The sequence below is a fragment of the Streptomyces sp. NPDC059897 genome (genome assembly GCF_042730865.1).
GTDB lineage: Bacteria > Actinomycetota > Actinomycetes > Streptomycetales > Streptomycetaceae > Streptomyces.
Window position 1 is genome coordinate 164,854 of sequence record NZ_JBHWKQ010000005.1, and the last position, 12,557, is coordinate 177,410.

Below are 12,557 nucleotides of genomic sequence, written 5' to 3' on the forward strand. Positions count from 1 at the left end.
AGTACGCCCAGGTACGCCTGAACACCGGCGTACGCCCGACGAGTTGGAGCACCCATGCCCCAGCACGTGCCCCTCCCGCTGCGCGCCACGTCCCCACACGGCGCGCGGCATCCGCAACACGACCCCCCACACCCGCGCCGCATCGTGTTCCTCGCCCACCGCGACCTCGGCAACCCGGCCGCGGGCGGCTCCGAGCTCCTGGTCGACCGGCTCGCCGAAGGGCTGACCCGCCAGGGCCACCAGGTGACGCTGCTGTGCGGCGGCCCCGCGGCCTTCCGCGACTACCGGGTCGTCTCGGCCGGCGGCGAGCACGCCCACTACCTGCGGGCACGCTCGGCCTTCGCCCGCCAGGTCGGCGACTGCGACCTGCTCGTCGAGGTCTGCAACGGGATGCCGTACCTGGCCCCGCTGTGGCACCGCGGCCCCACGCTCTGCCTGGTCAACCACGTGCACACGGACCTGTGGCGGATGCGGCTGCGCGGACCGCTCGCGCCCGCCGCCCACCTCGGCCGAAGACTCGAACACTGGGCGCTCTCCGGGGCGCAGCGCCGCAATCTGCTCGTGGCCGTCTCGCCGTCGACGGCGCACGCGCTGCACGCCATCGGCGTCGACCAGGACCGGATCCGCCTCGTGCCGAACGGCGTCGAGGAGCCGGGCCCCGCCGCCGACCGCTCCCCCGACCCGCTGTTCCTGGCGATGGGCCGGCTCGTCGAGTACAAGCGGATCGACCTGCTGCTCCGCCTGTGGGAACGGGTGCGTCCGGTGACGGGCGGCCGGCTCGTCATCGTCGGCGACGGCCCCGAGGGGCCCCGCCTGCGCCAACTGGCGGGCGAGGGCGTCGAGTTCACTGGTCATGTCTCCGAGGCGGAGAAGCACCGGCTGCTCTGCGAGGCCTGGCTGCTTCTGCATCCCTCGGCCGTCGAGGGCTGGGGCCTGGTCATCACCGAGGCGGCGGCGCGCGGCACCCCGGCGGTCGGCTTCGACGTGCCGGGCGTGCGCGACTCCGTCGAGGACGGCGCCACCGGCCTGCTCGCCCACGGCGAATCGGCCTTCGCGGCGGCCTGGTGCACGCTCGCCCTGTCCGGGCACCGCCGCGAACTGATGGGCAAGGCCGCCCAGGAGCGTGCCGCGGGCTACCGATGGGCGCACACCGTGCGGCAGTTCGGCGCGGTGGCGGCGGAGGCGGTGCGGGGCTGGACGCCATGACGGCGACCACGGGGGTCGACGACGGGCAGGCCGGGTTCAGGGATCCGTCCCCGGCCCGCTCGCTCGCGCTGTTCCGGGCGTTTCTGCGCGAGCAGCAGGACCCCGAGACGTGCTACGCGCTGCTCGCCCGGGACGCCGCCGACCAGGTGGAGGCGTACGGGAAGGTGGCCGGGAAGGTCGTCGTGGACGTGGGCGGCGGCAGCGGGCACTTCACCCGCGAGTTCCGCGCGCGCGGCGCGCAGGCCCTCCTCTTCGAACCGGACACCACCGAGCTGGGCCTCGATCCGCCGGCCGGCACGGTGGTCGCGGACGGCTATCTGCTGCCGCTGCCCGACGCGTCGGCGGACGTCACGTTCTCCTCGAACGTCCTGGAGCACGTCGCCGATCGGGACACGTTCGTGAGCGAGCTGGTCCGGGTCACCAAGCCGGACGGCCTCATCTATGTCGCGTTCACCAACTGGCTGTCCCCGTGGGGCGGCCACGAGTGGGCGCCCTGGCACTATCTGGGCGCCGACCGCGCGCAGGCCCGCTACCGGCGGCGCACCGGCAGGCCGCCCAAGCACACCCTCGGCGAGAACCTCTTCGCCCACCACATCGGCCCCACCCTGCGCCATGTGCGTGCCCGCGACGACGTGCGCGTGGTCGCGGCGCGCTCCCGCTACTGGCCGTTCCTCGCGGAGGCGGTCACGCGGGTCCCCGGCGTGCGCGAGTTCGCCACCTGGAACCTTCTCCTCATCCTCAGGCGGTGTCCCCCATGACGACCATGGTCCAGGCCCCACCCGCGGCGGCGACGCACCCGGAACCCGAGCCGGGCCCGCGCTCGCGCCGCTGGCTGCTGACGTTCTGGGCCGTGCTGTTCGTCGCGTTCTGCGCGGCGGCGCCAGGGCGGGCGACGTTCGAGACGAAGCTCGGTGTGTCGCAGGACCCCTGGAAGTTCCTCGGCGACCTCGGGGAGCTGTGGCACGACAGATCCGGCTTCGGCGGGATCGCCGACCAGTACATCGGCTACGCGTTCCCGATGCTGCCGTACTACGGCCTGACGGATCTGCTGCAGATCCCGGTGTGGCTGGCCGAGCGGCTGTGGCTCTCGATCGTCGTGACCGTCGCCTTCTGGGGCGCCCTGCGCCTCGCCGAACGCCTCGGCGTGGGCTCGCCGCGCAGCCGGCTGCTCGGCGCGGTGGCGTACGCGCTGTGGCCGACGTTCACGATCGTCGTCGGCTCGACGTCGGCGGCGGCGCTGCCCGGCGCGTTCCTGCCGTGGGTGCTGCTCCCGCTCACCAACCCCCGTACGTCGGCGCGCATTTCGGCGACCCGCTCGGCGCTCCTCATCCCGTTCATGGGCGGCGTGAACGCGTCCTCGACGCTGGCGTCGCTGCTGCCCGTGGGCCTGTACCTGCTGTCCCGGCCGCCGTCGGTCCGCATGCGCCGCCAGCTCGCCTGGTGGATCCCGTCGGTGATCCTCGCGACGGCCTGGTGGACGGTCCCGCTCGTCCTGCTCGGCGTCCACGGCGAGAACTTCCTTCCTTACGTGGAGAGTTCACAGACCACGACGGAGACGATGTCCGCGACGGAGGCGCTGCGCGGCTCCGGGAACTGGGTGGCGTATCTGCACCTGGGCGATGCCTGGCTGCCCGCCGGCTGGGCGGTGGCGACGTCGGTGGTGGTCATCGTCTGTTCGGCGCTCGCCGCCGCTATCGGCCTCGCGGGCCTCGCGCGCCGCGACATGCCGGAGCGCCGCTGGCTGCTCCTGACGGTCATGGCGGCGGCCCTCGTCCTCCTCGCGGGATACGGGGGCTCCCTCGGCGCGCCCTTCCACGACACGGTGCGGTCGTGGCTGGACGGGGGCCTCGCCCCGTTCCGCAACGTCTACAAGTTCCAGACCGGGATCGCGCTCGCCCTGGCGCTCGGCATCGCCCACCTCGTGGGCGTGGCCGCCAATCCGCGCGGCGCCCGCCCGCTGCGCGCCCGCCGCCACGCCACGCTGATCGCCGCGATCCTCATCGTGCCGGGCCTCGCCTGGCCGTACCTCAACGGCTCGATCCTGCAGCCCGGCGCGTTCCAGAAGCTCCCCACGTACTGGGAGGCGACGGCCGACTGGCTGAAGAAGTACTCGCCGGACTCCCGCGCCCTCGTCGTGCCCGCGACCGCCCACGGCATCTACACCTGGGGCTCCCCCATCGACCAGCCGCTCGACGTGCTCGCCGACTCCCGCTGGGCGCAGCGCGACTACGTCCCGTTCGGCACGCGCGGCAACCGGCGCGCCATGGACGCCGTCGAGCAGGCCCTGATGAGCGGCACCCAAGTACCGGGCCTCCAGGACTACTTGAGCCGGTCGGGCCTGCACTACGTGGTGGTCCGCAACGACCTCGACCCCGACCAGTTCGGCTACGTGCCGACCGCCACGGTCAAGCGCACGCTGACGGAGTCGGGCTATCAGCGGGTGACCGGGTTCGGCCCGCAGGTCACGGGCGGCCGCATCGCCGAGAAGACACCGGTGCAGATCGAGGGCCTGTACCCGCGCAGCCGCTCCGTCGAGGTCTACGCGCCGCGCGGCGACGCCGCCCGGCCCGGCCAGGCGGGCCTGCTCCCGGTCGGGGACACGGCGCAGGTCAGCGGCGGCCCCGAGGCGCTGCTCCGGCTCTCCGCCGACCCGTCCTTCCTCGACCGCCCCGCCGTCCTGACCGGCGACAACCACCCCGGCATCGGCAACCCGGCCCTGCGGATCGCCGCCGACGGCCTGCGCCGCGCGGACACCCGCTTCGGCCTGGTCAACACCAACACCTCGTACCCGTACACGCCGACGGAACGCAACAGCCCGAACGCCGCCGAGAACCCGGGCGAGCCGCCGAAACAGATCCTGCCGAGCGAGGGCGTGGCCCATCAGACGACGGCCGATATCCGGGGCGCACGCTCGGTCTCGGCGTCCTCCAGCGGCAACTGGCTGCTGCACCTCCCGCAGTTCGACCCGGTGAACGCCTTCGACAAGGACCCCGACACGGCGTGGACCGAGGGCGCCCCCGACTCCGCCAAGGGCGAATGGGTGCGCGTCGACTTCACCCGGCCGACCCGGATCCCCGCCACCATCGACCTGACTCCGCTGCCGCAGGACAACGTGCGGGCGGCCCCGACCCGCGTACGCATCGAGACGGACAAGGGCTCCACGACGGCCAGTATTCAGCCGAACGGCAAACGCCAGGAGGTCAAGTCCCCTGCGGGCACAGCCGACTGGCTGCGCGTGACGATCCTCGACACGCAGCGCGCCCGCCCCGGCCTGACCGGCGCCGGGTTCACGTCCATCGACATCCCCGGCGTCCGGGCGACCCGCGCGCTGCGCCTCCCGGCCGACTCAGCACAGGCCGACCAGTACTCCTTCCACCGCGCCACGAGCGACGGCGGCCTCACCCTCACCGACACCGAGCGGTCCCTGAACCGCGTCTTCACGACGACCGGCGAGTCCACGTACGACATCGAGGCGACGGCCGCCCCCACCCCGGGGCCCGCGCTCGACAAGCTCCTCTACGACCTGGCCCCCGACCAGCGCCGCAAGATGACGGCGACCGCGGACTCCACGGCCGAGCTGGGCCTGAACACCACGCCCCGCAACCTCACCGACGGCGACCTGACGACGGCCTGGATCGCGGGCGACGACCCCACGATCCACCTGCGCTGGCCGGACAAGCAGCCCGTGTCCACCCTCGTCCTCGCCGGGGCCGGCGGCCTCACCACGCGCCCCGAGGAGATCGAGATCAGCAGCCCGGACGGCGCCGCGATCGCCGGCGTCGACAAGAACGGAGTGGCCCGCTTCGAGCCCATCACCACGAACCGCCTCGACATCACCATCACGAAGGCGGCCCGCCTCAAGGTCCACAACCCGGTCGCCGACAGGGACCTGCAACTCCCGGTGGGCCTGACCGAGGCCTACATCCCGACCCTCGACGCGTACCGGGTCGAACAACCCACGCCCGACCGCGAGTTCAGCCTCCCCTGCGGCAAGGGCCCGACGGTCACGATCGACGGCACCCGCCACCGCACCTCGGCGAGCGGCACCCTGCGCGCCCTGACGGAACGCCGCCCGGTCACCGTGAAACCGTGCGGCGCCGCCCCGACCCTCCCCGCGGGCCGGCACACCCTGAGGACCTCACCCGACGGCCCCCTCGCCCTCACGGACGTCACCCTCACGAACACGACGGCCACCACCGAGACGACACCCACCAACCGCAGGCTCACGGTCCGCGACTGGCTCGGCGACCGCCGCGAGGCACGGGTCGACGCGGGCGAGGCGACGTACCTGACCACGTACGAGAACGCCAACGACGGCTGGGAGGCCACCCTCGACGGCAAGAAGCTGACCTCGCTGCGCCTCGACGGCTGGCAGCAGGCGTGGCTGGTCCCCGGCGGCGCGAGCGGCACGGTCAAGCTGTCCTACGCCCCGGCCCGCACCTACGAGGTCGGCCTGTTCGCGTCCGGCGCGGCGCTCCTGGCCCTCGGCGCGCTGTGCCTGTGGCGCCGCAAGGACACGGAGCAGGAACCCCCGGCCCCGCCACCGGCCCCCGGCCGGCTCATCGGCACGGCCCTCCTGACGGCCATCGGCATCGTGATCGCGGGCCCCTGGGCGGCCCTGGTCCCGGCCCTCGCCCTCCTCGCCTGGAAACGCCACGCCCTCCTGGTCCCGCTCGCGTTCACGGCGATGACGGCGGCGGGAGCACTGGCGGCGACGGGCGCGGGAGAACCGGTCCGGGAGGGCGCGGGCGCGTACAGCACGGCAGCCCAACTTCTGGCGCTACTGGCCCTGTTCGCAGCGTTGGTGACGACACGATCAGCCCCGCCGGCGCTTGAGGCGCGGGGTCCGGACAATCAAGCCCCTCCGGCGATTGAGGAGCGGGGTCCGGGGCAGAGCCCCGAGGCCTCGACCGAGTCGACCGAAACCTCACGGAAGGGCGCCACACAATGACCACACTGGACCGCCCCGCCCGCGGGAACCGGACCACCCGCATCCCCTTCCCGACCGTCGACGAGGTCTCCCGCCACTGCCTCCAGGACCGCGAACCGGAAACCGTCCACATCGAGATCCACCTCACCGCCCGCCTCGACCCCACCCGCCTCACCCGCGCGTTCACGGACGCCCTCCACCACCACCCCCGCATCCTCATGCGCGAGGCCCCCCGCCACTGGTACAGCAGCCGCTACGAGTGGGAACTGACCCGCACCCCGGACACCGCGCCCGTCTCGTTCCCGGCCCCCACCCCGGACGCCCTGCACCAGGCCCGCACCCGCTCCCTCGCCGACGCCCCGCCCCTGACCGCGTCCCCGCCCATCCGCCTGGAAGCGGTGGAGGACCCGAGGACCCGCACCACCGTCCTGTTCGTCACGATCAACCACACCGCCCTGGACGGCCCCGCCTGCCTGCGCGTCGTCGCCACCGCGGCGGAGCTCTACTCGGGCCGGGACAACTCCCCGCCGCCCACCGCTCCCCCGCTCCTGAGCCCGCGCCCCCCGCAGACCCCGCCCTCCCCCTGGTCCCGCCCGGCCCGGGTCTCCGCCGGCACCCCCGACCCCCGCCCCGGCAACGGCCTCCTGGTCACCGAACTGTCCGTGCCGCGCCGCCCGAAGGGCGCCCCGTACACGGTCAACGACCAGCTGATGGTGGCCACGGCCCGCACGATCGCCGACTGGAACGAGGAGCACGGCACCCTCCACGCCCGCCGTCCGTTGCGCGTCACCATGCCGGTCGACGACCGCCCCCGCGACACGACGATGCCCATCGGCAATGGCACCCGTCTGGTGGAAGTCGCCCTCACCCCGTCGGAGTTGAAGTCCCCGACACCCGAACTCCTCCGCCTCACCGCCACCCGCACCGCCGCCCTGAAGTCCCAGCCGCGCCCCCAACTAGGCCACGGTGCCGCCCTGTTGACGAGTCCCTACGCGCCGGTCGCCTGGCGCGCCGCCGCCACCCGCGCCCTGCGCACGGCGGCGGCCCCGTGGACGTCGACGACCCTGCTCAGCAACATCGGCCGCGTCCCCTACCCACTGGACTTCGGCGACGGCGGCCGCGCCCGCGCCGTCTGGTTCTCCGCCCCGGCCCGCATGCCGCGCGGCCTCACCTTCACGACGGCGTCCACGGCGGGCCGGCTCCATCTGGCCCTGCGCTGGTCGCGCACCCTGCTCGGCCCCGGCGACGGGGCCCGCCTGCGCGACCTGTTCGAGCAGCACCTCCACGCGACACAGGAGGAGGCACCATGACGACACCCACCGAACTCGACGCCCCGCCAAGGGACTTGAGGGACTTCTACGAGAACCCGAGCGTCCCGGTGGCCTCCGGCACGCCCCGCACCCGCCGCCAGGCCCGCGTCCTCGCCGCCGCCCTGTCCGGCACCCGCGACGCCACCGTCCTGGACATCGGCTGCGGCGACGGCACGGCCGCGGCCACCACCGCCCGCCTGCTCCCCGCGTCCGACGGCCACCGCCTGATCGGCGTCGACTGGTCGCAGGACGCGCTGCGCCGCGCCGCCGGCCGTGTCCCCGGTGTCGTACGCGGCGAACTGACCGGCCACGGGCTGCCGTTCGCGGACGCGTCCGCCGACGCGGTGCTGCTCTCCGAGGTGATCGAGCATCTCGTCGACCCGGACGCCGCGCTCGACGAGATCCGCCGCGTCCTGCGGCCGGGCGGCCATCTGATGCTGTCCACCCCGAACCTGGCCGCCTGGTACAACCGGGCGCTGCTCCTCGCCGGGGTGCAGCCCGTCTTCTCGGAGGTGAGCCTGCGCGCGATCCACGGCAGGCCGGGCACCGAGGTCGTCGGCCATCTGCGGCTCTACACGCCGCGCGCCCTGAAGGAGTTCGTCGCCGCGTCCGGTTTCGGCGTCGTACGGCTCACCGGGGCGCCGTTCCACGGCGTGCCCCGGCCGCTGCGCCCCCTCGACCGGCTCGCCTGCGCGGCCCCGTCCCTCGCCTCGATCCTTCTCCTGCACGCGCGAAGGACGTGAGGGGCGATGCCCGCCGTGGCATGGGGAGTCGGCGCGGCACTGCTCGCGAACACGCTCTACAGCGTCGGCTTCGTCCTGGAGAAGCGGGCCCTCACCCGGCTGCCCGAGGTGAGCGTGCGCCGCCCCGCCCACCTCCTGCGCCAGGTGGTGACGAGCCCGCTGTGGCTGGCCGGGTCCATCGCCCTGGCCTCCGGCTTCGGCGCCCAGCTCGCCGTGTACCGCACGCTGCCCATCGCCGCCGCGCAGGGCATCTTCGTCTCCGGCCTGGTCCTGCTCCTGCTCCTGTCGGCCCGGCTCCTCGGCGAACGCACCTCGGGCCGCGAGCGCTACGCCATCGCGGCGATCCTGGCGGCGCTGCTCATGGTGGTGCTCTCGCTGCGGCAGGGCTCGGAGTCGGTGGGGCAGGAGTCCCCCGCGCCCCTCATCCTCCTGGTGTGCGTGCCCTCACTGGCGGCGGGCCTGTCGCTGTACGCGTCCGCGGAGCGCCGCGCGCGGCACCGGCACCGGCTGCCGACCACGGGCGTCGAGTACGGGGTCGCGGTGGGTCTGCTGTACGGGGTCAGCTCGCTCGCCATCAAGGGTGTGTCGGGCGTGCTCCCGGACATCCCGGCGCTGTTCGCCTCCCCGTACCCGTATCTGCTGATGTGCACGGGCGCGTTCGGGCTCGTCATGTCGCAGGCGGCCCTGCAACGCTGCCGCGCCTCGCTGATCGTCCCGGTGTGCACCACGGTGACCTGCCTGTTCACGGCGGTCCTCGGCACGCTCGCGTTCGGCGAGTCGCTCCCGCAGGAGCCGGTGCGCCTTGCGCTGCGTGTGACGGGCACGGCCCTCGCGGTCGCCGTGCTCCTCCTGATGCCGAAGCACGACACCCCCACACAACCGGACCCAGAGCCAAGGGAGTTGCTCCCGAATGAACCCTGATGACCCGCTGCTCAAGATCCTCGCCTGCCCGCTCGACAAGGGCCCCCTGCTCCTGCTGCCCGCGCCGGAGGGGACCCCGGGCGACAGCCTCTACAACCCCCGGCTGCACCGCCGCTACCCCATCGTCGACGGCATCCCGCAGCTCCTCCCGTCGTCCGGCGAACAGGTCCCGGAGGGCGAGCACGAACAGCTCCTGCAACGCGCGGAGCAGGCGAAACGAGCACTCCCATGACGACCGTCGCCGCCCGGATCGCGCCCTGGCTGCCCGCCCGGCTGACCGCCGCGACGGCCCGCGCCCTGTACCCGCGCTTCGAGCCCGAGCTGACCCGGCTCGCCGACATGCTGCCCGCCGCGGGCTCCTGCGGCACGGCGGTGGACGTCGGCGGCTGGTACGGCCCGTGGACCCACCGCCTGGCAGGCCTGGCCCGCCGCGTGATCACCCTGGAACCGGTCCCGCACCTGGCCCGGGTGCTCGCCGCGTCCGCGCCCGCGAACGTCGAGGTCGTCCGCGCGGCGGCCAGCGACCGCCCCGGCACGGCCCCGCTGTGGCAGCCCCCGCACGACGCGCGCGGCGAACGCGGCGTGTCCTCGCTCGTCCGCCGCGACGACCTGCATGCGCCGACCGGCCGCGAGGTCACGTGCGTCACGCTCGACGAACTCGCGCTGCGCGACGTCGACTTCATCAAGGTCGACGTGGACGGGGCGGAGCTGCGGGTGCTGCGCGGCGCCCGCGCCCTGCTCGCCCACGACCGGCCCGCCCTCTTCATCGAGCTGGAGACCCGCATCCAGCCGATCACCCCGGTCGTCGCCCACTTACGCGCGCAGGGCTACGAGGGCTGGGTCCTGCCCGACACCGACACCGACTGGCTGCCCCTGCCCTCCTACGATCTGGCGGCCCATCAGCGCGGCACCGCCCACATCGCCTCCCAGGGCCTGCTGCGCCGCGCCCTCACCCCGGCCGGACGCCGCCGGCGGTACGTGAACTCGGTGCTGTTCCTGCCGGACGGGCGAACCCCCGGCGCCGTACGCGACCATGGAGCGCATGCCCGGACGCCCCGCTGAACCCTTCACTCCGCTGGACTTCCAGCTGGTCCTGCTGCGCCGCATGGCGGACCACAATCCGCGGCTGGTGGAGACGGCCCGCGCCGACCTCGGCGTCTCCGTCGCCGACATGCGGGAGGCGAACCGCCGCTGGCAGGCGAGGCTGCACTCCCGGCACCCGCAGGGGGCGGTCTCCCGCTACCGGTCGGTGCTCGGCGCCCCGGAGCGCACCCTGCTGCGCAAGGTCGGCGACCTGGAGTGCGAGGCACTGCTGTGGCCGGTGCCGCTCTGGCCCGACCTGCGCTTCGAGGTGCTGCTCGCGCCCACGGGCGGGATCTGGAACGAGTGGCTGATCCGCGCCCCCGGCACCCCGGGCCCGGCCCTGCGCACCCTCGCCGACCTGACGCCGTGGTCGTGCACGGTGGACGAGGCGGCCCGCGCCTTCGCCCCGGCCCGCCCCCTGGAGGGTTCGGCGCCCACCCGCTGGGGCCTGGCGTTCCGGGCCCCGGACGAGGCGGGGACGCCGCGCGAGGTGCGGGCGGAGTTCACCTGGGGCCTGCTCCAGCGCTGGTACGAGGCCTGAAAGCACACGAACGGAAGAACACGCGATACGAACACCCGATACGAACACGGGCGCAGTTGTTCCCTTGAACAGGTGGTCGTCGCCGAAGAGTTTGCATGGGACGTACGTGAACAACGATGCTTACGGTGCGCAAGCAACGGGCTGCAGACCGTAGCGAACGCATCGCGATGCACATCTCAAGTCCCAAGTCCCATATGCGCGTTGCACTCCCTGTGCACGGCGCATCATCGCTAGGAGAACGCGTCACATGAACGTCATCACCGACATCGTCGCCGGCCTCGCCCACTTCCTCGGCTGGCTGGTGTAACACCGTCGGACACCGAAGCGGCGCCGCCTCCCTCGTCCCACGGGAGGCGGCGCCCCGGCGTTAGGGCCCTTCTGACGGATCTTGCTGGAGTCGCGGGGCCTGGCACGCACATCTGCTGCGTTGTCGTCGGTTGCCAACTCCCCCACCCTCGAACCAGGCTCCGCCAGGCTCGGGCGGGAGGTGCCCCCTTCGCGTTGACGCCCTCCTCCGCCTTGCAGCTGCCCGCACCAGACCCCGCTCACCGGCACCGCACATGGACGCCGTCCGCATCCAGCCTGATCCGTCAGAAGGGCCCTAGTGGACCCGCCCGGCCTACTCCAGCGAGCGCACTCGCGCGCGCGACCGCAGGATGCCAGAAGGGTCGCCGCCCGGCGAGCCATCACGGTCCGCGCTCTCGGGAGGATCCGCCATGACCGCCAGTCTGGAGCAGTTGCGCCGCTGCCACTTCGCCGTCGATCTGGGTGCCGCGCGCACCCGCGTGTACGTGAAGGGCGCGGGCCTCGTCGTCGACGAACCGAGCGCCGCAGCGGTCAACACCCGCACCGGCGCCCTCATCGCGGTCGGCGACTTCGCCGAGAAGATGACGGGCCGCACCCCGCACTACATCCGCGTCGTACGCCCCGTCTCCGGCGGCACGGTCGTCGACATCGAGATGGCCCAGCGGATGCTGCGCCACCTGCTCGGTGACAAGCTCCGCCGCGCCCTGCGCCGCAAGCCCCGGCTGCGCGCCGCGGCCGCCGTGCCGCACGACGCCGACCCGCTGGCCCAGCGCGCCGCCGTCGAGACCCTCGTCGGCCTCGGCGCCCGCCGCGTGGAACTCGTCGACACCCTGATCGCGGCCGCCGTCGGCTGCGGCCTCCCGGTGGAGCAGCCCGAGGCCACGATGATCATCGTCTGCGGCGCGGCCACCACCCAGATCGCGGTCCTCTCGCTCGGCTCGATCGTGACGGCGGCCCGCATCCCCGTCGGCGGCGACGCCATCGACCACGCGGTCGTCCAGCACCTGCGCCAGCACCACGCCCTGATGCTGCCGTCCCAGTCCGTACGCCCCCTGCAGCTCGCCCTGAGCGGCAACGGCCTCACCCCGCTGGGCCCCGAGCAGACCGAGATCCACGGCCGCGACGTGGCGACGGGCCTGGCCCGCTCGGTGCACGTGGACACCGCCGCGGTGCGCAGCGCCATCCACACGCCGCTCACCGCCGTCCTCGACGGCATCGGCCGGGTGCTGCGCGACTGCCCGCCCGACCTGGTCGCCGACCTCGCGGAGCGCGGCATCATGATGGTCGGCGGCTCCGCCCTGCTGCCCGGCCTCGACCAGATGCTGCGGAACGCGACGGGCATCCCCGTGCACATCGCCGAGCGCCCCGACGTGTGCGCGGTGCGGGGTCTCGGCGAGATGCTGGAGGGCCGGATCCAGCCGATGGAGCTGAACCCGCTGGCCGACTGACCCGGGGCCCCGCACCCGGCCACCAGAAAGACAGCTGGCCCGTCACGGAAGCCGTGACGGGCCATCAGT

10 protein-coding genes are annotated in these 12,557 nt (G+C 73.7%); all 10 read left to right on the forward strand.

Annotation, left to right across the window (positions count from 1 at the left end; genetic code table 11):
- The first annotated feature begins 54 nt into the window (after nt 1-54).
- Nucleotides 55-1,206, forward strand: coding sequence for a glycosyltransferase family 4 protein (locus tag ACFV9W_RS08330; protein ID WP_385756837.1), 1,152 nt, complete (start codon nt 55-57; stop codon nt 1,204-1,206).
- A complete protein-coding gene (locus ACFV9W_RS08335) occupies nt 1,203-1,964 on the forward strand; it encodes a class I SAM-dependent methyltransferase (RefSeq protein ID WP_385756839.1) in 762 nt (253 codons plus the stop codon). Before ACFV9W_RS08330 ends, ACFV9W_RS08335 begins: the two co-directional genes overlap by 4 nt.
- On the forward strand, nt 1,961-6,157 hold the full coding sequence (locus ACFV9W_RS08340; RefSeq protein ID WP_385756841.1) for an alpha-(1->3)-arabinofuranosyltransferase: 4,197 nt from the start codon (nt 1,961-1,963) through the stop codon (nt 6,155-6,157). Before ACFV9W_RS08335 ends, ACFV9W_RS08340 begins: the two co-directional genes overlap by 4 nt.
- Complete coding sequence (locus tag ACFV9W_RS08345) at nt 6,154-7,446, forward strand: condensation protein (protein WP_385756843.1); 1,293 nt, start codon at nt 6,154-6,156, stop codon at nt 7,444-7,446. Before ACFV9W_RS08340 ends, ACFV9W_RS08345 begins: the two co-directional genes overlap by 4 nt.
- Nucleotides 7,443-8,189, forward strand: a complete 747-nt coding sequence (locus ACFV9W_RS08350) for a class I SAM-dependent methyltransferase (protein WP_385756845.1) — start codon at nt 7,443-7,445, stop codon at nt 8,187-8,189. Before ACFV9W_RS08345 ends, ACFV9W_RS08350 begins: the two co-directional genes overlap by 4 nt.
- Nucleotides 8,190-8,195: 6 nt before the next feature.
- Nucleotides 8,196-9,110, forward strand: a complete 915-nt coding sequence (locus ACFV9W_RS08355; RefSeq protein ID WP_385756846.1) for a hypothetical protein — start codon at nt 8,196-8,198, stop codon at nt 9,108-9,110.
- Nucleotides 9,100-9,342 carry a Trm112 family protein gene (locus tag ACFV9W_RS08360; RefSeq protein ID WP_385756848.1) on the forward strand — a complete coding sequence of 81 codons (243 nt, stop codon included), beginning with the start codon at nt 9,100-9,102 and terminating at the stop codon, nt 9,340-9,342. Before ACFV9W_RS08355 ends, ACFV9W_RS08360 begins: the two co-directional genes overlap by 11 nt.
- On the forward strand, nt 9,339-10,172 hold the full coding sequence (locus ACFV9W_RS08365) for an FkbM family methyltransferase (RefSeq protein WP_385756849.1): 834 nt from the start codon (nt 9,339-9,341) through the stop codon (nt 10,170-10,172). Before ACFV9W_RS08360 ends, ACFV9W_RS08365 begins: the two co-directional genes overlap by 4 nt.
- Nucleotides 10,153-10,734, forward strand: a complete 582-nt coding sequence (locus ACFV9W_RS08370) for a hypothetical protein (protein WP_385756851.1) — start codon at nt 10,153-10,155, stop codon at nt 10,732-10,734. The genes ACFV9W_RS08365 and ACFV9W_RS08370 overlap by 20 nt, the downstream gene beginning before the upstream one ends.
- Nucleotides 10,735-11,450: 716 nt before the next feature.
- The gene (locus ACFV9W_RS08375; RefSeq protein ID WP_385756853.1) at nt 11,451-12,488 is read left to right on the forward strand and encodes a rod shape-determining protein; all 1,038 of its coding nucleotides are present in this window, start codon (nt 11,451-11,453) and stop codon (nt 12,486-12,488) included.
- Nucleotides 12,489-12,557 lie beyond the last annotated feature (69 nt).